This is a genomic window from Affinundibacterium macrobrachii (genome assembly GCF_014652415.1).
In the GTDB taxonomy this organism is placed as follows: domain Bacteria; phylum Pseudomonadota; class Gammaproteobacteria; order Burkholderiales; family Burkholderiaceae_D; genus Undibacterium; species Undibacterium macrobrachii.
In genome coordinates this window covers 1-23,222 of sequence record NZ_BMYT01000008.1, presented here as the reverse complement: position 1 = coordinate 23,222, position 23,222 = coordinate 1, and the positions used below count along the sequence as shown (strand labels likewise).

Sequence of the window (23,222 nt, the reverse complement as noted above, 5' to 3'; positions counted from 1 at the left end):
ATAATTCGCCCTTTTAGTATGACAGCTGACTCAGCTCATTTACCCCAGTAAGAGAGATACTTTGCACGGAAATCATTAGAAGGATCAAACACATCCTTGCTACCGCCATCGTAGGTAATATTTTGCAAGGTAACTAAATGCAAGGGAGCATTGTAACCGCTAGGAGCCACTTTTGACATCGCACGATTTAACTCGTCCATTAATTGCCAACCATGTAAATTCAAAGGTTCTGGCACACTGCCAATTTGCAAATCGCCTTTGCGGATACGCTTATACGCAGTTGCGGAGCCATCACCCGCAGAAATGCCACGCAAATTATTCGCCGCGATCAACTTCTCAATTTCAGGTTTATCCATCATATCAAAGTAGACATCATTAACTGCGATCACGTGCGTCCATTTAGAACCATGGCGCTTCACCAAGCCCTCAATCACACTAGGGAATTTTTTACGTGACTCTGCCAATGGCAAATCTTCTGTGCTCAAAATACGGCAAGCCTCACATTGACGCAGCGCCTCGACAATCGCTCCTGACTTGGTTGCCATGTAAGGTGATGAGGTGTCGGTAAACACGACAATACCCGTCTTATTGCTAGCTTCCGCTGCGCCAAACAAGGCGGCGATCTGTGCTGCATCTTTAGGATCCGTCGTGACGTTGGTGAATAATCCAGGTACCGCACCAGATTTAAAACTCGCGTGCCAACCGACAACTGGCACTTTGGCCTCGGCCGCCGCGGTTAAGCCCTTCGTTTGACTTGCAGCATCAACTCCAGCCAACACGATTCCATGCGGCTTCATCTCTAATGCTTGCTTGACGACGCCAGCTCCTTGATTGCATTGTCCACGACAATCAAGTGGCAAAATTTGCCACCCTGTACCGTTTGCAGCTTCACGCATCCCGGTGAACACACCGTAGGTTCCAGCATCGCTCATATCATGGGCGATAAAAACGATTTTCTTATCTTTCTGCAATTGCGGTCCAGAAGTTGGACCATCCCATTTTGATTTTAGTGCAGATGCCTTCGCGACTTTGGCATTGGCGGCGCTCAAAAACTGCATAGAATTTTGTTGCGCTTGTGCCCCAGTCATGAAGCAAGACACAAACAGCATTACGATTAAGCTTTTACTGTGAAGAGTAGTCATAAATCCAGATCAATCAGGGTAAACAATCAATAGCGCTAATTTCATGGCAAATTGAATAGATGAAAAAAGCGCAAGCGCTCAGAGATTAGCCTAGAACGCACACAAGTGCAATTGAGACGATGAAAAGTCGATGTTTGTGTGTGGCAACTCTGCACAATTCTTCCTAAATGACCAAGCATTCATCTTTTTGGTGCAGAAAAAGACGTGTTCGAATCCCTATTTCAACTGAGATTAAAAGAGCGCCCTCATATTGCAGCGCAAAAAAAATCCCTGATGCAGTGAACTGCAAATCAGGGATTTTTCGGCGATATACCGTAGTGATTATTTTTGTGGCGTAGGCTTTGCAGGCTCAATCACCACATTGACCTTGGCTTTTGCCGCATCCACTTCTGATACTGCATGCGAACGCATCACAAGCATCGTCAGCGCACTTAAGGCAAAACCAAAAATAAGCAAAACACTAGCGGCTTTCCAAAATATTTTCATATTCAGCTCCTCATTAAAATTAAACTCGCGATTCTCAAGAATCTGTACCTATTTGAGTTAATCTCACGCACTCTGCGTCAATTTGTCAGCTATGCAAACGCGCAAGATTCACAATGTTCATGCGTGCGCTGGCTCAGATCGTACTGTCGAGCGTAATAAATTTACGTTCCACATTAAATACCGACCAAAACCAATCACCGACCACCGCGTCATCCATACACAAGCCAATAACAAGAAAGTACCCAGCAACAGCAAGCCGATTCCCAAAAATGTATGTTGCACCTGCATCTTATTTTTAATCGTAATGGTATTAGCGTGTTTATCTAGACGAGAAAAATCACTCGTATCAAATTCCCTGCTCACACCGCTGCGATTCATTCCTTTATCTACGGTTAAACCCGTTTCACTAATATTGATCGTCACTGCTCCTTCGCGGTGCTGATATTGTCGATGGCTTTCACTGGTATAAAAGCGATGATGGTGCGTGGGCAGCTTAAATTCCATTTGCGGAACCCCAGAAACGCTCGCGGCAAAAGTGACAATACCTGCGCCATAAATCACTAAGGAACTGAGATAAGCAACAAACAAAAAACTGCCATAAACAAAAGCCGGGATCAGCATAAAGAAATTGAAGATCACTAAGCCGATCGCGGCGATGAACAGGCTAAACACATTGCCTAAACTAAAATCATTTTTCAGATTTTGGAATCGCATGTTGGCACGTTTCTGTGCTGCCAGCAAACGTGGATTTGGCAACTGCGCAATCACCTCTGCTTCGGTTTTACCGCTAGCAAGACCATCTGCAAATTGCTTTTCATAATGCGCCACGGTTTCAGTAACAACCGTACTTGGCAAACCCTGCAATTCTTGACGCAAGGTGTTCATATATTCCGTTTTGTTCATCCTGTTCTCCCTTTATTACTAATCTATACGATTGCGCTTCTACGATGATGCCACTGTAAATCGAAGCGGAATCGCGCGATATCGAATAGCGACGCATTGCAAATCAAAAGGGATAAAAGGTAATTTTGAGGGATAAACGCAAATCCAAACCAACACCGCAAAAGGATTAGACGAGCAAAACTTCAATGATGGGTTTGGATCCAATCGGTAAGAACTTGTTCTGCATCGGCAGCTAGGTGCAAACCCAATTTGGTTCGGCGCCATAAAATATCTTGTGCCGTCATCGCAAACTCACGCTGAATCAAATAATCAATTTCACAAGCATACAAGCCTTCTAGAACTTGCTCTCCCATCGACTTTTCATCATGAGAGTTCTCTAAAACCTGATGTATCTGGGTTCCGTAAGCACGTGCTAAACGCTGAACCAATTTCGTCGGTAACCATGGATACCGCTCACAGCAAAGCGTCAGAAATCGAGAGAACTCTTGGACATTTTGATTGCTGGGTTCCTCAGAAAAAATAGTCCCACCTGGCAGGCAGGCTTTCTTGGTCCACGCTTGCTGAACTGGAGCATGCGGCAAAGCCAGCTGAATCTGATTCACTGCTTCTTCGGCTAGGCGGCGGTAAGTGGTTATTTTGCCGCCTAACACGTGTAAAGCTGGTGCTGGCAATTGGACAAATTCTAAGCGGTAATCGCGGGTAATCGACTTGGCATCTGCATGCCCATCATCAACCAAAGGACGAACGCCAGAAAAACTATGAACGACATCGGCAGCAGAAATTTGCGAGCGGAAATAGTGGTTACTTAGATCGCAAAGATAATCAATTTCTTGTTCCGAAATTTTCAAATTATCCAAATCACCGTGGTATTCAAAATCGGTCGTACCAATGAGCGTAAAGTTGTTTTCATAAGGAATAGCAAAAACGATGCGCCCATCAGGATGTTGAAAAATATAAGCGCGCGAGTGATTAAACAAGCGCTTGACCACGATGTGACTACCTTTTATCAATCTTAGTTTTGGCGGCGAGTTGCTGGCATTACATCGCACCTGAAATTGCGAAGCCCACGCGCCGGTCGCGTTGACAATACACGCAGCATCTACTTTGAATCGATACTGCTGCGAAAAATTATCGGTGTGGCAAAGTTCTGCCAACCATCTTCCATTTTGCACGGTAAGATTTTCACACGCAGTACGCGTCAATATTTTTGCTCCGCGCTGTTGCGCATCTATTGCATTTAACACCACCAAACGCGCATCGTCGACCCACGCATCAGCGTATTCAAAACCGCGTTGCAAATGTGACTTTAAACTGGCACCACTCTCGTGTTGAGAAAATTCGATACCACGCGTACTCGGCAATAGATCTCGTCGTGCCAAATGATCATAAACAAACAATCCTGCTCGCAAAAACCAATACGGACGCAATCCATTCACATAGGGCATGACAAATTGCAGAGGAGAAATAAGATGCGGAGCAATTCGCATCAAATCTTCACGTTCTTGCAAAGCTTTTCGAACTAGTGAAAATTCATAGAATTCTAAATAACGTAAGCCACCATGAATCAATTTCGACGATGCCGATGATGTGTGCGCTGCCAAATCGTCTTTTTCACACAAGATGACGGATAGACCTCGTCCAGCAGCATCGCGTGCAATTCCTGCACCATTGATGCCGCCACCAATGACGAGTAAGTCACACTGTTGCGTGCTGGTTTCTTTAAACATCACAGGCTCACTATTTTATTGATTTACATCAATTCTTGTCGGTTCGAGGGATTTTCCCCAAATTTCATAGGTATATTTTCTACTAGTGCCTACATGTTTATTTCAAATATATTATATGTTGAAAAGCAAGCATAATTTGTTGAGTTACAACGTCAACAAATTATGTAATGTTTTTTCACAATTAAGGGAAAATATTGATTGTCAATTCTCAGCAAAATTGATAGTTTATTAGGCGAATACATAAATATATGAGGATTTACAGCACGACAACTTAGTAACATTACAACTACCGCAGGAGGAGACACAATATGGGTAACCCAAACGTCGCAGCAGAAGGTATGACCAAAGAGGAGCGGAAAGTCATTTTCGCTTCATCATTGGGAACAGTTTTTGAATGGTATGACTTTTATCTATATGGCACGCTAGCTGCCGTTATCGGTAAGAAATTCTTCACCGCACTCGATCCAAACTCACAAATGATCTTCTCCTTGCTGGCATTTGCAGCGGGCTTCATCGTTCGTCCGTTTGGTGCATTAGTGTTCGGTCGCCTCGGTGACATGATTGGTCGTAAATACACGTTCTTGGTAACGATCGTGTTAATGGGTGGCTCCACGTTTATTGTCGGTTGCTTACCAGGTTACGAAATGATCGGTATCGCCGCTCCGATCTTGTTGATTGCTTTACGTATGATGCAAGGTTTGGCATTGGGTGGTGAATACGGTGGTGCAGCAACTTATGTTGCGGAACACTCCCCAGCGAATAAACGCGGATTCTTCACCTCGTGGATTCAAACAACGGCAACATTAGGTTTGTTCTTGTCACTGTTGGTTATCTTGGGTGCTCGTACTGCGGTTGGCGAAGAACAATTTGCTGATTGGGGCTGGCGTATTCCATTCTGGGTTTCAGCGTTATTGCTGATTATCTCGGTTTGGATTCGTATGTCCATGAATGAGTCACCAGCATTTGCAAAAATGAAATCCGAAGGTAAGGTTTCAAAAGCACCATTAACTGAATCATTCGGTAAATGGAGCAACCTGAAAATCGTTATCTTGGCGTTGGTTGGTTTGACAGCTGGTCAAGCGGTGGTCTGGTACACAGGTCAATTCTATGCCTTGTTCTTCTTAACCAATACGCTCAAAGTTGACAATGCAACGGCAAATCTGATGATTGCTGCTTCACTGATTATTGGTACGCCATTCTTCGTGGTGTTTGGTGCCTTGTCAGATAAAATTGGTCGCAAACCCATCATTATGGCTGGTTGCTTAATCGCTGCTTTGACTTACTTCCCACTGTTCAAAGCACTGACTGAAGCGGCAAACCCAGCATTGGCAGCAGCGCAAGCAGCTAACAAAATTGTGGTGACTGCAGATCCGTCTGAATGTTCATTCCAGTTTAATCCTACTGGGACGAAAAAATTCACTAGCTCATGCGACATTGCGAAGCAAGTATTGGCAGCAAACTCAGCAAGCTATGAAACAGTAGAAGGCCAAGGACCAGCGACAATCGCAATTGGTACGACTGTAATTCAATCCTACACTTCAAACGGCCTAGAAGCTGCAGATGCGAAAGCAAAAGACGCTGCATTTAAGAAATCTGTAACAGATGCGTTGCGTGCTGCAGGCTATCCAGCTAAAGCAGATCCAGCTGGAGTCAACAAGCCCAAGATCATCTTGATCTTGTCGATCTTAGTGATTTACGTAACGATGGTGTACGGTCCAATTGCAGCGATGTTGGTGGAAATGTTCCCAACACGCATTCGCTACACTTCGATGTCCTTGCCATACCACATCGGTAATGGTTGGTTCGGTGGATTGTTGCCAGCAACTGGTGTGGCGATCGTGGCGCAAACCGGTAATATGTATAACGGTCTGTGGTACCCAATCATTGTTGCGGCTGTCACATTCGTTATCGGCATGTTGTTTGTTAAAGAAACTAAAGATGTCGATATCTACGCAAACGATTAACCCATTGTTTGTGCGCAGATAAAGCATCTGCCGAAAATCAAAGCTCGATCAGAAATGATCGGGCTTTTTTTGAAGTTTATGCAGTATCAATATTTATATAAAAAAATGCAGAACTGTATTGCATTGTATCGAGATAAAAACAAACTCAATTATCAAAATTCACTTTTTCAATATTGGCGTAGAATGTACTAAATCCAGTAGAGACTCCACACAATAGTTTGTCTAAAAAAGAGGACTGATCATGAACAAAATCTATTTTGACAAAACGGAAAAAGGCCGAGAAGAAATCGTCAGCAGGACTTATCACCTGAGTGCAAAACTTCGGCCTTTACTCGTCATTATTGATGGCAAACATACTGTTGAAGAACTACTAAAGAGCGTACAAGGACTGGGCTTATCACAAGTCCATCTCGACAATTTATTGGCTGAGGGTTTTATTGCGGCTCGACCAGCTAACGCAACGGCTGCTCCAGCAACTGCAGCAACGAGCGATCAAATACCGACCAACGCAAATCCAATCAATTTAGCACCACCGAAACAAGCTATCCCACTTACACCAGAACAAAGCGCTGCTCAATTACTAATGATTAGAAACTTCTTTAATGAAAATGTGAAAAGTAATTTGGGACTGAGAGGATTTGGAATGCAGCTAAAAGTCGAACGCGCGGAAACACGCGATGATTTTCTGCAGTTACGTGAGCCTTTTTTAGAGGCAGTTGAAAAGGCAAAAGGAGAAGCGCTTGCCAAGGAGTTAGGAAATCGCCTCGATCAGATTCTTCTGTAGAGTAAGTATCACTAAATTTAGAAACAATACAGCAGAATTCGGGATAGCAGAACGACTACTATCCCAAACAAACCCACCACCTCAAGTCGTCGCCATAAAATCTAAATACAATTGACGCGCTAATGTAGCAACTTCACCGATTGGCATTTCATGCTCTTCATAGCGAGTACAAGGCATCACTTTGCCGTAATTGCCCGTATTAAATATTTCTTTGGCAGTTAGCAGTTCTTCGGGGCGAACACTACGCTGATCAACAACTATTCCGTTAGACGAGAGCAAATCGATCACGCGCGCACGGGTAATGCCTGATAAAAAAGTGCCATTTGCGACTGGTGTCACAACACGTCCCTCGGCACTAACAAAAAACAAATTCGCAGTTGCAAACTCGGCGACATTGCCTGTGATATCACACACAACAGCATTCTCAAATCCACGTAATTTTGCATCACGTAGGGCACGCGTTGTATTTGGATACAAGCACGAGGCCTTCGCATCGGTCGGCGCCATCGCAGGACTAGGGCGCTGCTGCGTGGCTAAACATGCTGAAAATCCTGCAAAACTTGGTAAGGGCGCATCAAAAAGCGTTAGCGCAAATCCTGACTGACTTGGGATCAACAAACCATCTGTGCCAAAAATCAAAGGTCGAATATATAGTTCAGCATCAGCAGGAAATTTGGCAACCCCTTCGCGGCATAATGCCTCTAGTTGCTCCAATGAATAAGGACAGCTCAAGCCCAAATGCTCTGCAGATCGGATCGCTCTCGCAAGATGCAAACAGAGATCCGGCAAATGCCCACGCACCGCTCGAGCCCCATCGAATACCGAAGAACCAAGCCAAACGCTGTGATCCATCGCCCCCATAACGGCAACATTACCTTCTACCCATGCACCATTTATAAATGTTAAGTACATAAACGACCTTCATACGAAATGTTGAAATTCACTTGCTTCATTCATCTGATCCAAACAAGCATAGCTTAGATAAAATAAAACCCGCCAACAAGTGACGGGTTTTTAAGGCGGTGAAGCGAACTTATTCAAGTTTCCAAACAAAATCAACTTTCGCCCACATTTGTTCCGCTTTACCATCTTTGGTGCCAGCTTTGAACTTGCATAAGCTCAAGGCAGACAAAGCTGCTTTATCCAGACTTTTCGATCCGCTCGACTTTTCAACTTTTGACTCCACAACTTTACCATCTGGCGCAACCAAAAAACCCATCGTCACAGTACCAGTTTCTTCGTTCATCAATGCAGCTTTTGGATATTTCGGTGATTCACATGACTTACTATCCATCACAGGTGCGACATCGGCAGCATGGCTATAGCCAGAAATCGCCGCCAACAAACCAATTGCAATCAGGGATAATTTAGCATTCATAGACAAACTCATTCAAATTAATTAATTAAAAGTCAGCGTTGAGTCATGTCAAAACTTCCAAACATAATCTACTTTGACCCACATTTGCTCTAGCTTACCATCTTTTGAGCCAGCTTTAAATTTACATAAGGTAAACGCACTTAACGCTGCCTTATCTAAACTTTTTGAGCCGCTCGATGTATCAATTTTCGACTCAACTATCTTACCATCCGCACCGATCAGAAACGCCATCGTTACAGTGCCAGTTTCTTCATTGATCAGAGATGCCTTTGGATACTTTGGCAAATCACATGATTTAGAATCTATCGCGGGAGGTACAACTGCCGCGTTTGCCTGCAAACTCAAGAAACCAGTGAAACAAAAACTCAAGATTAAAAATACGACTCGCATATATCCGCCTTTGCTGAACAAAACACGCATCAATCTTCAATTACCCGATTTGTTACCAACCGCTATCCGATCACTCTCACAGTTCGCAAGTACGGATTACTTAAAACTCTTCCCAATCATCGTCATTCGCTTTTGGCGCAGCTTCTTTTCTTGGTGCAGGCTTTGCCGCAGGCAAAGACTTCACTGCTGCTTTTGGCTTACTGACTGGGGTTGGTTCCGCACGTTTTACCGGAGGCGCGACCGGACGATTAGCAAAAGCATTTTGCTCACCAGCGTTCAACTTGAAAATACTGACAACTTTTGCCAATTCACTTGCCTGATCTTGCAAACTTTGCGCTGCCGCTGCTGCCTCTTCAACCAAAGCGGCATTTTGTTGGGTCATGCCATCCATCTCGATGATCGCTAAATTGACTGCTTCAATTCCAGAACTTTGCTCTTGGCTAGCGGCACTAATTTCAGCAATGATATCCGTTACATGTCGAACACTAGAAACAACTTCATCAATTGTTGCACCTGCTTGACCAACCAATTTGCTACCGATCTCGACTTTCTCAACAGAGTCACCAATCAAGGTCTTAATTTCTTTCGCAGCCGCCGCACTACGTTGCGCCAAGCTACGAACTTCTGAAGCGACCACCGCAAAACCCCGCCCCTGTTCACCTGCTCTCGCCGCCTCAACTGCCGCATTCAACGCCAAGATATTGGTTTGGAAAGCGATACCATCAATCACACTAATAATATCAACAATCTTTTTCGCAGATTCGTTAATAGAACTCATAGTGTCGACCACTTCTGCCACCACGACACCACCTTGACGCGCGACATCCGATGCGGAAGCTGCCAATTTATTCGCCTCACGCGCATTGTCCGCGTTTTGCTTCACCGTTGTTGTCAATTCTTTCATTGACGCTGTGGTTTTTTCCAATGAGCTAGCTTGTTGTTCTGTGCGTGAAGACAAGTCCAAGTTACCAGTTGCGATTTCACGAGAAGCGGTTGCGATCGTGTCGGTACCAACACGCACTTGCCCTACGATGTTCACCAAGCTATCACGCATGGTTTTCATTTCAGCAATCAAACTTTCAGAGTCGCCTTTTTCAGTATCGATCACGCCAGATAAATCACCAGCGGCAATTTGACTCGCGATATCAGCAGCGTAATCTGGCTCGCCACCTAATTGTTTCAACAAGCTTCGAGTGATAAATACGGCTGCAATAATGCCCAAAATCAAAGCCAATCCACCTAACATCAGCAAAACATTACGTGCATTACTAAATGCAGATTTCGCTTCTTCAGCAACCGCTGCATTTTTCTTGTCTTCTAAGTCAACAAATTCATCTAAAGTTTTAAACCAATCATCTTGAATTGGACGAATTTTCTTAATCAAACCAATCGTCGCACTCTCTGGGTCATTTGCCAGACCTAAATCGCGTGCCAGATTGGGTAAGGGTGCAGCCGCCTTTTCTTTCTCTTTGAGTTTTGCTAATAAAGTACGCTCTTCTGGAGAAGACGTATTATCATTTTTTAGCATCTCCGCTAACTTTGACTCTTTGTCGTTATACGACTTAGTCTGCTCATCGATCCGCTTGAGATCCTTTGACATGTCGTCAATGTCAGTCAGCAAAGTCAAATTACGCAAAGACACTTGACGATCATAAACAATCGCGCGCATGTCAATAATCAAACGGCTTTTCACATTGCTCACATTTACAATGTCTTCAAGTCGGTCTTGAATCAACGCCATTCTGGAAATACCCAAGCTCGTCACCGCGATCAGCAGGATCAAAACTAGCGCAAAGCCGAGCCCGAGGCGTTTACCTACTTTCATTGTAGTTAAGTTCATGTCTATTCAACCAAGTAAGGAAGTTTAAAAATTTCAATATTTGCGTCACGTATCAACAAACGCACATTTGAGTCTTATATTTATAAGCGAGTAAGAATCATTCTTACTGAGAAGTTCGAAACTACCATCGATAGGAAGTCGACTTCTTGGTTAGAATATACTCCATTTTTGCCTGTTGGCAAGTCATCTAGTGGCAAAAAACCACTGGATTTAGACCATTCAGAAAAAATTTCTGCTGCATTGAAATTTCCGCTAAGCAATTCTACACCGAAGCTCTCCCCTGCTCAATCTGGTTTTGCCACAGCCCAGAAAGTTATCTCATCTCGCATCACTCAATGCAACAATCGTAGCTCTCTCACCTCAGTCAATAACTCTTGAATGACTTGCGGATCATAAGTGCGCAGAATCTTTTTCACGGCAGGCTCCAGCGCTGCGATATTTGTATTCAAAATTTCCTGCTTGATCTCCGGAAGTAGTGCTGCTGGCATAGAAAGCTCACGAAACCCCATACCAATCAGCAATCGGGTTAATTTGATATCGCCCGCCATTCCACCGCAAATGGCAACTGGAATTGCCGCTTTCTCCGCAGCGCTAACCGTCATCGACAACAATTGCAAAATTGCTGGATGGGTATCGTTATAAAGGTGAGCCACTTCATGATCGGCACGATCTATTGCCAAGGTATATTGAATGAGATCGTTCGTTCCTACCGATAAAAAATCAAGTTTCTTCACAAACATCGGCAAACTCAATGCCGCAGCCGGAATCTCTATCATCGCGCCCACTTGGACATTTTCATCAAACGCGATGCGTTCGATACGCAGCGATTCCTTAGCCTGCTCAATCATCGCGAGCGATTGATCGATTTCAAACGCGTGCGCAATCATAGGAATTAAAATATGCACAGTGCCGAATGCCGAGGCCCGTAGAATCGCACGCAATTGCGTCAAGAAAATTTGTGGCTCTTTTAAACAATAGCGAATCGCACGCAAACCTAAGGCAGGATTTAAGATGTTGTGTTCGCCGTGCTCCAAAGGTTTATCCGCGCCGACGTCTAAAGTACGAATCGTGACAGGCCTGCCCTTCATCGTTTGCACCGCCTGTTTGTAAGCGAGGAATTGTTCCTCCTCGCTTGGCAAATGTTGCTCAACACCAGTGCGTCCCATAAACAAGAATTCCGAACGAAACAGTCCAACGCCACTGGCGCCAGCTTCTAATGCCGCATGCGCATCTTCAGGCAACTCGATATTGGCCAACAAGGTAACTTCTATCCCATCCAAACTAATCGCAGGGGTCTTTTTTAATTTGCCAAGCTTTTTACGTGCTTTCAAAAGCACTGCTTGCTGTTGTCGATACTGCTCGATCAATAATGGAGATGGCGCGACAATCACCACGCCCGCATCACTATCAATAATCAGCCAATCATCTTGTCGAATCAGATGTGAAGCATTTCCCAAACCCACAACAGCGGGAATCCCCAAACTACGCGAGACAATTGCTGTATGCGAGTTGGTCCCCCCTTCATCGGTGACAAAACCAGTAAATGCAACATCGCGAAATTGCATCATGTCGGCAGGAGAAATGTCTTTTGCCACCACGATCATATTGGCATTTTGTTCGTCCACCCCAACTGCTCGAGGAAGTTGATCCGCACTACCAGTCAATACCTTCAGTACGCGTTCAGCGACTTGTTGAATATCCGCTTTTCGTTCGCGCAAATATTCGTCTTCGATTTCATCAAACTGTGCAGACAGAACATCGACTTGCGTGACCAATGCCCACTCTGCGTTGTAATGCCGCGTTCGAATAATGTCGAGCGGCGCTTCCGACACCATAGGGTCAGACAAAATAAGCGCATGCACATCAAGGAAAGCACCAAGCTCAGTAGGTGCATCTGTTGGCAACTCAGACCAAATCGATTGCAAATCTAATTGCACCGTGTCGATCGCCCGCTGCAAACGTTCGACCTCTGCCTCGACTTGTTCTTGGGCGACTAGGTAGTGCTTGACATCCATTGCGGCGGGACGCAAAAGATGCGCGCGGCCAATTGTGATACCGCGTGAAACTGGAATACCTTGCAAAGTAAAAGATGCCACGTCGCCTCGCTATGCGCTGTTTATGCGCTATTAGAAATCGAAAAAAGAACGATAAGCTTGGCGACTATTCGTTTTCACCAAAACGATCATTGATTAAAGCCGCTATTGCATCGAAACATGCTTGTTCATCTTCGCCATTCGTTTCCAACAATACTTTAGTGCCTTTGCCCGCAGCGAGCATCATGACGCCCATAATCGACTTGCCGTTGACGCGACGATTGTTGCGCGTGAGCCAAACCTCGCATTTAAATTTTCCACCGAGCTGTGTCAACTTCGCTGACGCACGCGCATGCAAACCAAGTTTATTAATAATTTCAATCTCTTGTTGAATCATCTTTTATCCACTTTACATCGAGGGAGGCTATAAAAAATTTGACTCAGAGTGCTATCAGCTCTGTCCAATACGAATTCTATTTTCAATTCTGGTCGCGCCGTTTTGCCCACCAGCGAGCGCCATTTCAACCACCACATCTAATTGATCCTGGCGATAAGTAATTGCTCGCAACAACATCGGCAGACTAATACCCGCAATCACGGCCACTTGATTTGCATCACCCGTCTGTGGGCAGCAGTTAGAAGGCGTCCCGCCAATAATGTCGGTCATAATCAATACGCCGCTACCATCATCGAGTCGCACAATTGCTTCGCGCACAATGCGACGAACTTCGTCCACATTTTGATCTGCTAATACATCAACCGCCTCAAGACGCTCCGGCCTACTCCGAAATACATGCGAAGCAGCGTCGATAAATGCGCTGCCCAAAGGTGCATGCGTCAATAAAAGTAAACCTACCATGCCATATTCCTGCTCATACCGTCACTCGCGAATTTCTATCGTTGTTTATTTTTTGCGACAATCTGCGCTTCGAGTGCATCGATAAAAATCGCTGCGACTTTTAGTCCAGTTTGTTCAGTAATTTCTTGGAAACATGTTGGGCTAGTTACATTCACTTCCGTCAAATAATCACCAATTACATCTAATCCTACCAGCAACAGCCCACGATTTAAAAGAATAGGCGCGAGGGTTTGTGCAATTTCTGTATCTCGAGCCGTCAATTTTTGTGCAAGGCCAACACCACCCGCAGCTAAATTACCTCGCACCTCACCATTTTGTGGAATTCTTGCCAAAGCATAAGGCACCACCGTGCCACCGATTAATAAAATCCGCTTATCACCATGTACGATTTCTGGAATATACCGTTGCACCATGATGGTTCTGGTTTGATTATTCGTCAGTGTTTCTATGACGGCACCGAGATTCATACCATCTGCGCGAATTCTAAAAATACCCGCGCCCCCCATGCCGTCGAGTGGTTTCAAAATAATGTCTTGATGTTCCGCGAAAAACCGACGTATTTTTTGCTCGTTGCGCGTGACTAGGGTTGGCGCAGTGAATTGTGAAAACTGTGCGATGCTCAGTTTTTCATTATGATCACGGATGGCAGATGGCTTGTTAAAGACCAAAGCACCTTGTTTCTCAGCCAAATCTAATAGATAAGTGGCATAAATGTACTCCATATCAAATGGCGGATCTTTACGCTGTAGCACCGCATCAAAATCAGCCAAATGGCAATCGATCACGTCACCTAATTGATACCAATCTTGCTGATCGCCAGTTAAATGAATTTCTTGTACTGACGCGACGACCGAACCAGATATCAAGGCCAAGTCATCTGGTCCAAACGCATAAATTTGATGACCTCGACCTGCAGCCTCAACCATCATTGCGTAGGTTGAATCTTTGTAAATTTTAAACTGCGATAATGGGTCGGTGAGAAAAGCAATTTTCATAATCTTCACTTAATAGATTTCTGGATTCGGATCGGTTTTTTCTAATTCTAGCGAAGCTGCTAACAAGGCTAAGCGCGCAACCACGCCATACATATAGAATCGATTTGGTGCCGCTGTTCCAGGTTTCGCGCGCATATCGGGTACTGCATGTTGTTGTGCAAATGCGAGCGGAACAAACTCCATTCCCGGTGCATTGAGATTCTCATCAACGCCACGATCCTGATGCACACGATAAAAACCACCAACCACGTAGCGATCAATCATGTAAACCACTGGCTCGGCGACGCTTTCTTCGATTTGTTCAAAGGTGTACACGCCCTCTTGGACGATGTAATCATGAACTTCACGTCCATCCTTCACAACCGTCATTTTATTGCGCTGTTTTGAATTCAGATCTCTAACTTCTCGTGAGTCACGCACGGTCATGATACCCATACCGCAGGTACCAGCATCCGCCTTCACAATCACAAATGGTTTGTCTTTGATACCGTACTCTTTATACTTCTTACGAATTTTTGCCAATATAGTGTCGACGGTTGACATCAGTCCATCTAGACCCGTGCCCGCCTCGAAATCGACATCGCCACATTTCGCAAAAAATGGATTGATCAGCCAAGGATCAATCTCGACCATTTTTGCGAACTTTTTGACTACCTCATCGTAACTGGAAAAATGATTCGTCTTGCGTCGCTTAGCCCAGCCAGCATGCAACGGCGGTAGCAAAGTTTGCTCATGAATATTTTCTAAAATCGTTGGTATCCGAGTCGACAGATCATTATTCAAAAGTATCGTGCATGGATCGAAATTTTTTAATCCTAAGCGACGTCCGTTCGCAGAACGCTGTAGCGGTTCGAGTAGCAGCTCACCGCCGTCTGGCAATACGATATTCTTGGTTTGCGTACTAGTCTCATCTAAGTTGCCCAAACGGACATTCAATCCCGTTTGACGATAAATTTGCATTTGACGCGCAATATTCTGCCAATATGAGACATTGCATGGACGATCTTCTGGGATCAACAATAAATTACGCGCATCTGGGCAATACTTTTCAATGGCCGCCATCGATGCCTGTACCGCCAATGGCAACATTTCAGAACCTAAATGATTAAAGCCGCCAGGAAATAAATTTGTATCAACAGGCGCCAACTTAAAACCGGCATTTCGCATATCAACCGAACAATAAAACGGTGGCGTATGCTCTTGCCACTCTAAACGAAACCAGCGCTCAATCGAGGGCGTCGCTTCTAAAATTTTCTTTTCGAAATCGAGTAAGGGACCGTTGAGTGCGGTGGCGAGATGGGGAACCATAATGACCTTTACAAACAAAAAAACACGACTGCCGAAGTACGAGCCTCGGACAATCTATTAGCAGATGAATCGATTTAAGCAGCTTGGGGCGGATCAATAATTCTCAAGACCTCAAGTCCTCGCCACAACTAAGCGAATTATTCACCTATTTTGACTTTTATGCTGACTTTGCCAACAAGTCGAAATGCTCAACGACTGGCGCACTAGCAAAAAATGGCCCGACAATACTACGCCATTCAGCAAACGCGGCGGATTGACGAAAATCAATCGTGTGATTTTCTAAAGTATCCCAAAAAATCATCAAGACATATCGTTCAGGAGATTCAATGCCTTTATTCACTTTATAGCCGCGAAATCCTTTCGCATGCGCGATGACTTGCGTCAAACCCCGCTGAATTGCGGCATCGAAAGCTGTTTGTTGACCAGGTAGGATACGAATATCTGCTAATTCTAAAATCATTTCTTTCTTCTCACTTTTTACATGGCAAAGCTGTTTATACCAAACCACACTCTCTTAATTCTTTTTTCACATAAGAATAAAACACCGGCGCGGCAACAACGCCCGGCAAACCAAATAAGGCTTCCATCACCAGTATTGCCGTCAATAATTCCCAAGCTTTTGCATTCACTTGAGAACCAATGATTCGTGCATTCAAAAAATACTCTAACTTATGAATTACAACCATATAAGTTAAGGAAATCGCTGCCACATATAAAGAGTGTGACAAACTAACAATCACTATAACGGTATTTGAAATAATATTCCCAACAACGGGAATCAGCCCAGCAATAAAAGTAATCGCAATCATACTTTTAACGAGTGGCAAATGAACTCCCGCTACAGGCAAGATCAGTGCCAAAAATATCCCGGTAAATAGCGTATTAATTAGCGAAATTCGTACTTGAGCAAACACCACCCGATGAAACATATCGGCAAGATAAGCAATTCGCTGATGTAAGGCAGCAGCAAGTGGCTTGTATTGATGAACACTACTGACATCTTGTAATGCGACCATACTGCCGATCACCATTCCCAGCAGGAGATGAACGATCAAATGCCCAGCTTCTTGCCCAAGTAGTTTTGCTTCGCTAGCATGATCGCGCAATGTCGTCGTCAAGATACGCTTTAGTGCTTCAATATCCTCGGGCAAGTAAGTGCTAGCCCACAGCGGTAACTGTTGCCTAGATGATTCAAGGAGTTCTGCCAGCCTTTGCAGCAAAGACTGTAAGTTACCCGAATCGCTACGCAAAAATACGACGATGCCCCAAATACCCAAGCTAATCGTCAAAATAATCAAAACGGATAAAAACACCACCGCGATCATGCGCGACTGTTGATTACTAAACCTTCGTTCTATTCTTGGCACCAATAAGCGAACCAATGAGTAAAGTAATAACCCAGAAAATAAAGCCACCAACAATCCGACTTTTAAGACCAAGAAAAGCGCCAACGCAGCAAAACAATAGGATGCGATGATTGACGGTGACAACTTATTATCTGAATACATAATTCTCCATTCTTATCTAACTTCAATCACAACACCCTGAGGTATTAACCTCATAGCATCGTCAATAAGTTAAGTCTTCACATCCTAACGGCAAAACGCTTCTAAAAACCTCATATGCGCCAAAGAAATCGTGTTTCTTTTTACGCAAAAATATTTCCCTACATCCACAAATTACGGCTACTATCGTCAATTCAGCTAAAAAAATGGGTGGTTTATAGTATGATCTTGACACTGAATTCCTCGGTGTTCGATACCACTTCCATCGCATAACAATTCAAACCAACCTACATTCGCGCAGCAACCGGCTTATGAGTAAATCACTAAAACAATACAATCTACTGATTTGGATTTCATTAATTCTCATACTTGGTTTTGTTGCTGTGTTAGCGACCAGTTACATGGTGTCAAAAGATGCTTTGCGTCGTGGTTTGTCAGAGAATATGTTGCCAATCACAGGTGACAATATTTATTCAGAAATTCAAAAAGACATTTTGCGGCCTGTATTTGTCTCCTCGCAAATGGCGAACGATACCTTTGTACGCGATTGGGTGATCGATGGCGAACAAGATAGTGCGCAGATTTCTAAATACTTGAAAGAAGTTAAATTAAAGAACAACGCAATATCAAGTTTTTTTGTCAGCGACCTTACTAAAAACTACTATTATCCCGAAGGCCTACTCAAAAGCATCAGCGAAACGGAAGTACGAGATCAATGGTTCTTTCGCGTTAAAAATCTCAAAACGCCTTATGAGACCAATGTCGTCATTGACATGGCAAATCAAGACAGCATGACGATTTTTACCAATTATCGCGTCTTAGATTATCAAGGAAAATTTATTGGCGCAGTTGGCATTGGCTTGACGTTGAATACGATGAAGCATTTGATCGACACTTATCAATCGCGCTTCCAACGTAAGATTTACTTCGTCGATAAAAAAGGCAATTTGGTTCTATCAGGGAATACCTTCAAACAAAAGAAGGTCAATATTTCTAACATGGCGGGTCTAGATCAAATCGCCAAACAGATCTTAGCAAATACGAAGAACGAGTCTTTACATCTTGAATATACGCTCAACGATGAATCAATTTATCTCAACTCGCGATTTATTCCAGAACTCGGCTGGCATCTTTTAGTTGAACAAAATCTTGAGTCTGAACTAAAACCCTTACAGAAACTGTTACTTGTAAATGCTGGTATAGGATTTGCGATCACGATCGCGGTCTTATTGATCGTTTTGTTCTCAGTTCGTCGCTATCAAATGCGCATTGAAAAATCAGCCGCAACCGATCCATTAACCAAATTACTCAATCGTCAGGCATTTGATTTTGTCTTTCAACAAGCGATTTTGGATAGCGAGCGTTCTCGCCAAACACTTTGCGTTGCCATCATGGACATTGATCATTTTAAAAAGATCAATGATAAACATGGTCATTTGGTGGGCGACCATGTATTAAAAGAAATCGCAGCGATTTCGCGACGTTCATTGCGTGAAAGTGATGTGATCTGTCGTTGGGGTGGTGAAGAGTTTCTTTTGTTACTCAAGAACTGTTCATTAGAGAAAGCCACGGCTATCGCAGAAACCTTACGTAGTACCATCGCCGCAAACGATTTCTCTCGCACGACAGATTTAACCAAAGGACGTCTCTCATTAACAGTTAGCATGGGTGTTGCTGAATGCAAGCCGCAAGAAAGTGAAGATAGTGTATTCGAACGTGCTGACGTTGCCTTGTATCAGGCTAAAGAGAGTGGTCGCAACAGCGTTTACTTTTCTGAGTAAAGCCTTCGTTTGTTACTTTGTTACTCGCTTGGCGTAGAGCGTTTTGCGAGATTCAAGGTTGGTTGAATAAAGGCTTGGTACAGTTGCCCCTGGTTTTGATCCCAAGCACTCACTTGAGCAGCCTGTTTTACGACTGTTTGCATGTCACCACGTTTAATCGGCCCAGTAAGCGCTGCGCTTGTTCCTATTTTGAAGACGTTGTTGAGCGAACCAAGTGCTAAAGAATGCGCCATCTGCGATGCAGTATCAGCATCGATGCCAGCAGCACGATATGCAGCGATCGCTGTATCCATCAAGGTCACCAGATAGTTACTCGCAAATACCGATCCTGCGTGATAAAGCAATTTGTGCTCGGCTGTAATTCGAATAATTTTTGCACCGATTTTCTCAAATGCCGCAGTCAGCACTGTCTGCGCCAAATCACTGCCTTCGACACTACAAATAGTATCTTTAAACACCTCGGCAGCAATGCGCGGCTCGGCAAAACTACGTACCGGGTGCACACTAGCGACTTCTAGGTTTAAGGCGAGTAAAGCAGGATTTTGCGTTATTAAATCTTGAGAAGATTTTGCGCCACTACAATGAAATAAGATACTGTCTCGCTTCAGTGCATTCACTTCAATCAAGCTATCCACTACCGAGCCGAACGCATCGTCGGGTACACACAGCATTGTGACATCGGCAGGCTTCAGAAAATGAAGATCTGTGATCGCCTCACCTTGCGTAATAAATGCAGATGCCATCAGACTTCTGTCCTTCTGCGTGTTTAATATTTGTAGAATATTAAATACTTCATAACGCACGAACAAATGCCCAAGCGTCATGCCGACGCGACCAGCACCAATGATATTCAAACTTCGCATGGGCTAAATGTATCAAGAAAAGCGAGGCTAAGTAGTCTCACTTTATAACGACTCTTTAATGATGCGGCCGCTGGTTTTCTGAATTGGTCTTGCATTATGTGGATAAAGACGCGCAAAAATCGCTGCTTGATCCGCTGAAATTTGTACCGGCTCTTTCATTACCATCCACAAAACTCCCTCGCTACAAGGTGGTGTAGTCAATGACCCCATATAGGTATAGTAATCATGTCGTTTCGGCAGTAACTGCGTGAGATCGATATTTTTCAACGCTTTTACAAGCTCATTTTTTTCTAGAGGTAAGTTATTCCAAATGCTTTGAATGACCGGATGAGCTTCACCCAACTCCAATAACACGGCAACCACTGCCAATTTCGCATCCCTATCTTTATGGACAAGATGCGCCACCATTTCGAATCCTTTGCCATTGATACGTTCTTCAGAAGGACGGTGAAAGTGCAATTGATTCAGTTCAAAGTTCTTACCAGATACATTCAGATAATTGCCAGCGCTCAGATTCACTTGAATCGTATGTCCAGTATCGATCACCTGAAATTGACTAGGCTTGTAATCGAAATTCAAAGTGTCTAATTCCACTTTAATGCCATCACGAATATCGATTGGCGATTGTCGTTCACCAAGGTCACATTTAATGTTGGCGGGATTTAATTTGCCCCATGCCAAAGGACCTTCTTCCCCTTCATAACTCCAATGTTTGACATTTTTCTTCGACTTGTCGTCAACACTAGTAGCTTTTCTTGACGGAGCAATATAGGGGCGAATCGGTGGTCGAACGACGGGCTTTGCGACTTCTTCCTTATCTTTACGAATTGCCGCTAGCCTTTCCGCTATTTTTAAAGCTAGTTCATCTGCCGCTTGGGCTTCTTTTTTACGTGCTGCTGCCTCGGCTTTGCTTTCTTTTACTGGTGCATCCTTTATTGACTTAGGCTCTTCTTTTGGAGGTACGGAGGCTTCCTCTTTAGCTGAAGAAGCTTGTTTGATTGGTTTCGTAACCGTGTCCGAAAACACTGGTTGAGCCACAATGAGTAGCGCGAGAAGCAAGCTAGGTAGTCGCATAATCGTCAATTTCCGTTTGGTTTTATATGCTTTACGGCAATTTCTCCTTGAAACTTGACACCTACGAGCACGCAAGTCACGACGTCAATGTGAATTTATTCAACTTACGTGTTTCAATCTTTTCCAAAATCGCTAACTTGAGACCACGATCGGCTTTGCTCCACACCGTAATTTCATCAATTGTACGCAAACATCCAACGCACAAACCTGAATCACTACTGATCTTGCACTGTTTTACACAAGGAGACATCACTTCTGCTTCGTTACTATTCATTTTATTCCTTCATTACGTGGTTGCGAAACGTCTGCTGACTGTCGCTGCAACCAATTGACAAGCCCACGTCCAGCCGCAACTCCCGTAGCAAAACAAGCACTCAATAGATAACCTCCAGTAGGCGCTTCCCAATCCAACATCTCTCCAGCACAAAACCAGCCTGGCTTGGCAGTTATCATGTAATTCGAATCCAATTCAGAAAAATCGATACCGCCCGCGCTACTAATTGCCTCATCGATAGGGAAAGGTGCAAGCAGGCGAATTGGTAATGTTTTAATGCAGGCCGCTAGTTTTATCTCATCTTTTAATGTCTCTGGATCCAAAATTTCGTATAGGAGAGCGCAATGAACCGGATGCAGTCCTAGCTTGCTACGTAAATGACTTGAGAACGATCTGGAACCGCGTGGCATGGCTAATTCTTCGAATACCCTAGCATGTGATTTGGCAGGCAAGAGATCAACCACAATGTCAGCATAATTGTCTTTTCGTATCTTTTCGCGGATATCTGCAGAATATGCATAGATTAAGCTACCTTCGACACCGCGCTCGGTGATTACAAATTGCCCCAGTTTAGACGGACTACGATTATTACCTAGATCCAAACTCAAACTTACATTGGTGAGCGGTGTTCCGGCAAACCTCGCTTGAAAGAATGAAGACCAATTAGCAACAAAGCCGCAATTACTTGGCTGAAAATCCTGAACACGAATTTTCTGTGCCGCAAATTCCTTGATCCATGTGCCATCAGAGCCTAACCGCTTCCAACTGGCGCCACCAAGTGCGAAAACAACCGCATCAAATTCAATAGATACCAGTCCACTTGGTGTTTCAAATTGATGCGTTTCCATGTCGACACCTAGCCATCGATGCCGCATATGAAATCGCACACCGTTTGCTTTTAGTCGATGTAACCACGCTCGCAATAAGGGCGCGGCCTTCATATCGATAGGAAAGATACGTCCAGACGTCCCCACAAAAGTTTCAATACCCAAATTTTTCACCCATGCGCGAATTTGATTGGCGTCGAACTTCTGCAAGCATTCTTCCAGTACTTCAGATCTTTCTCGGTAGCGCTGTTTAAATTGAGCGAAATCCTCAGCGTGCGACAAATTCATTCCGCTTTTACCTGCCAGTAAAAACTTCCTTCCAGCAGAGGGCATCGCATCATAAACATGCACCTCAAATCCACACTCTGCAATTTGTTCAGCCGCCATCAAACCCGCAGGACCTGCTCCAATAACAGCAACTATTTGTTCTTTTTGTATTTGCATAAGCAATCAATTGTTCGCATCATAAAGATGTTCCGGAAATCAACGAGATTATAACTACAAGCGCACTCCTACACTTAAAAGCTCAGTACATCAGTATCGCCAATTAGAATTTACAGAACCCAAATACCGTAAAAGATTTCTGAGCACCAAAGTATTTTCCTTTCTTATTTAGAGTCGGCTTTTTTAACGCGATCAGAATGCGAAGATTAAATATCTAGATAATACGAGTACGGTCATGAAGAATCAGTTGAGCTGTAGGGGTAAAAGGAAACGCAGCAATGAGGAAAGATAAGAGTAAAGACGGAAGGAGGTGAGTAAAGNACGGTCCTGTTCGGGATGGGAAGGTGTGGTACCAACTTGCTATAGTCATCAGGCATAACTTGTTGATTTGCTGTTCTCATGAACAACAAATCCAATTAAGAAGAAGCTTGTAGGGTGGGCTAAGCCCACGCGTTACCGTCGATCAAGACGGTCGCAAATAATCGGTTGTGATTGCTCAAACTTACGTTTAGCACACACTGTGTAATACTTGTCTAGTTATCTATAACTGACCAAAGTTATAGGGACAAGCCGTACGGGCAATTAGTACTGGTTAGCTTAATGCATTACTGCACTTCCACACCCAGCCTATCAACGTCCTGGTCT

Annotated in this window: 22 protein-coding genes and 1 rRNA gene; 3 read left to right on the top strand and 20 right to left on the bottom strand. The window is 44.1% G+C overall.

What is annotated here, in order from left to right:
• Positions 1-35: 35 nt before the first annotated feature.
• The 4 genes from IE103_RS17260 to glpD form a co-directional block, all read right to left on the bottom strand.
• Positions 36-1,142 (bottom strand): substrate-binding domain-containing protein, encoded by a 1,107-nt coding sequence (locus IE103_RS17260; protein WP_189347551.1) that lies wholly within the window; start codon positions 1,140-1,142, stop codon positions 36-38.
• A gap of 321 nt (positions 1,143-1,463) precedes the next feature.
• The gene (locus tag IE103_RS17255; protein ID WP_189347549.1) at positions 1,464-1,628 is read right to left on the bottom strand and encodes a hypothetical protein; all 165 of its coding nucleotides are present in this window, start codon (positions 1,626-1,628) and stop codon (positions 1,464-1,466) included.
• A 117-nt stretch (positions 1,629-1,745) separates the two neighbouring features.
• The gene (locus IE103_RS17250) at positions 1,746-2,531 is read right to left on the bottom strand and encodes a DUF1700 domain-containing protein (protein WP_189347547.1); all 786 of its coding nucleotides are present in this window, start codon (positions 2,529-2,531) and stop codon (positions 1,746-1,748) included.
• Between the two features lie 182 nt (positions 2,532-2,713).
• Entirely contained in the window at positions 2,714-4,258 is a 1,545-nt protein-coding gene (gene glpD / locus IE103_RS17245) for a glycerol-3-phosphate dehydrogenase (RefSeq protein WP_189347546.1), read from the bottom strand.
• A 308-nt stretch (positions 4,259-4,566) separates the two neighbouring features.
• On the opposite strand from glpD, the gene IE103_RS17240 reads away from it, so the two are divergent.
• Together IE103_RS17240 and IE103_RS17235 are read left to right on the top strand one after the other, a co-directional pair.
• Positions 4,567-6,222: an MFS transporter gene (locus IE103_RS17240; protein ID WP_229827336.1), complete on the top strand. Its 1,656-nt coding sequence runs from the start codon at positions 4,567-4,569 to the stop codon at positions 6,220-6,222.
• A gap of 241 nt (positions 6,223-6,463) precedes the next feature.
• Entirely contained in the window at positions 6,464-7,006 is a 543-nt protein-coding gene (locus IE103_RS17235) for a hypothetical protein (RefSeq protein WP_189347544.1), read from the top strand.
• An 81-nt stretch (positions 7,007-7,087) separates the two neighbouring features.
• Here IE103_RS17235 and IE103_RS17230 read toward each other — a convergent pair whose 3' ends face one another.
• The 11 genes from IE103_RS17230 to IE103_RS17180 all read right to left on the bottom strand — a co-directional run bounded on the left by IE103_RS17230 (position 7,088) and on the right by IE103_RS17180 (position 17,317).
• Positions 7,088-7,918 carry a branched-chain amino acid aminotransferase gene (locus tag IE103_RS17230; protein WP_189347542.1) on the bottom strand — a complete coding sequence of 277 codons (831 nt, stop codon included), beginning with the start codon at positions 7,916-7,918 and terminating at the stop codon, positions 7,088-7,090.
• 121 nt (positions 7,919-8,039) lie between these two features.
• Complete coding sequence (locus IE103_RS17225) at positions 8,040-8,384, bottom strand: energy transducer TonB (RefSeq protein ID WP_189347541.1); 345 nt, start codon at positions 8,382-8,384, stop codon at positions 8,040-8,042.
• A gap of 48 nt (positions 8,385-8,432) precedes the next feature.
• Positions 8,433-8,774, bottom strand: coding sequence for an energy transducer TonB (locus IE103_RS17220; protein WP_189347539.1), 342 nt, complete (start codon positions 8,772-8,774; stop codon positions 8,433-8,435).
• 100 nt (positions 8,775-8,874) lie between these two features.
• Positions 8,875-10,614, bottom strand: a complete 1,740-nt coding sequence (locus IE103_RS17215) for a methyl-accepting chemotaxis protein (protein ID WP_229827335.1) — start codon at positions 10,612-10,614, stop codon at positions 8,875-8,877.
• Between the two features lie 332 nt (positions 10,615-10,946).
• A complete protein-coding gene (gene ptsP, locus IE103_RS17210) occupies positions 10,947-12,710 on the bottom strand; it encodes a phosphoenolpyruvate--protein phosphotransferase (protein ID WP_189347537.1) in 1,764 nt (587 codons plus the stop codon).
• Between the two features lie 64 nt (positions 12,711-12,774).
• Positions 12,775-13,044, bottom strand: a complete 270-nt coding sequence (locus IE103_RS17205) for an HPr family phosphocarrier protein (protein ID WP_186892557.1) — start codon at positions 13,042-13,044, stop codon at positions 12,775-12,777.
• Between the two features lie 54 nt (positions 13,045-13,098).
• The gene (locus tag IE103_RS17200; protein ID WP_189347535.1) at positions 13,099-13,506 is read right to left on the bottom strand and encodes a PTS sugar transporter subunit IIA; all 408 of its coding nucleotides are present in this window, start codon (positions 13,504-13,506) and stop codon (positions 13,099-13,101) included.
• A gap of 35 nt (positions 13,507-13,541) precedes the next feature.
• Positions 13,542-14,501, bottom strand: coding sequence for a glutathione synthase (gene gshB, locus IE103_RS17195; protein ID WP_189347534.1), 960 nt, complete (start codon positions 14,499-14,501; stop codon positions 13,542-13,544).
• Positions 14,502-14,510: 9 nt separating this feature from the next.
• Positions 14,511-15,809, bottom strand: coding sequence for a glutamate--cysteine ligase (gene gshA, locus IE103_RS17190; RefSeq protein WP_189347532.1), 1,299 nt, complete (start codon positions 15,807-15,809; stop codon positions 14,511-14,513).
• Positions 15,810-15,966: 157 nt separating this feature from the next.
• Complete coding sequence (locus IE103_RS17185; protein ID WP_189347530.1) at positions 15,967-16,269, bottom strand: antibiotic biosynthesis monooxygenase family protein; 303 nt, start codon at positions 16,267-16,269, stop codon at positions 15,967-15,969.
• A gap of 34 nt (positions 16,270-16,303) precedes the next feature.
• Positions 16,304-17,317: an AI-2E family transporter gene (locus IE103_RS17180; protein ID WP_189347528.1), complete on the bottom strand. Its 1,014-nt coding sequence runs from the start codon at positions 17,315-17,317 to the stop codon at positions 16,304-16,306.
• A 308-nt stretch (positions 17,318-17,625) separates the two neighbouring features.
• Between IE103_RS17180 and IE103_RS17175 the strand changes: the two genes are divergently transcribed.
• A complete protein-coding gene (locus IE103_RS17175) occupies positions 17,626-19,095 on the top strand; it encodes a sensor domain-containing diguanylate cyclase (RefSeq protein WP_189347526.1) in 1,470 nt (489 codons plus the stop codon).
• 20 nt (positions 19,096-19,115) lie between these two features.
• On the opposite strand, the gene IE103_RS17170 is transcribed toward IE103_RS17175, so the two are convergent.
• The 5 genes from IE103_RS17170 to IE103_RS17150 form a co-directional block, all read right to left on the bottom strand.
• Positions 19,116-19,958: a Rossmann-like and DUF2520 domain-containing protein gene (locus IE103_RS17170; RefSeq protein WP_189347524.1), complete on the bottom strand. Its 843-nt coding sequence runs from the start codon at positions 19,956-19,958 to the stop codon at positions 19,116-19,118.
• A 42-nt stretch (positions 19,959-20,000) separates the two neighbouring features.
• The gene (locus IE103_RS17165; RefSeq protein ID WP_189347522.1) at positions 20,001-21,032 is read right to left on the bottom strand and encodes a carbonic anhydrase; all 1,032 of its coding nucleotides are present in this window, start codon (positions 21,030-21,032) and stop codon (positions 20,001-20,003) included.
• A 76-nt stretch (positions 21,033-21,108) separates the two neighbouring features.
• The gene (locus IE103_RS17160) at positions 21,109-21,306 is read right to left on the bottom strand and encodes a DUF1289 domain-containing protein (protein WP_189347520.1); all 198 of its coding nucleotides are present in this window, start codon (positions 21,304-21,306) and stop codon (positions 21,109-21,111) included.
• Positions 21,303-22,577 carry a TIGR03862 family flavoprotein gene (locus IE103_RS17155; protein WP_189347518.1) on the bottom strand — a complete coding sequence of 425 codons (1,275 nt, stop codon included), beginning with the start codon at positions 22,575-22,577 and terminating at the stop codon, positions 21,303-21,305. The genes IE103_RS17160 and IE103_RS17155 overlap by 4 nt, the downstream gene beginning before the upstream one ends.
• A 561-nt stretch (positions 22,578-23,138) precedes the next feature.
• A 23S ribosomal RNA gene (locus IE103_RS17150) occupies positions 23,139-23,222 on the bottom strand; the annotation flags it as partial.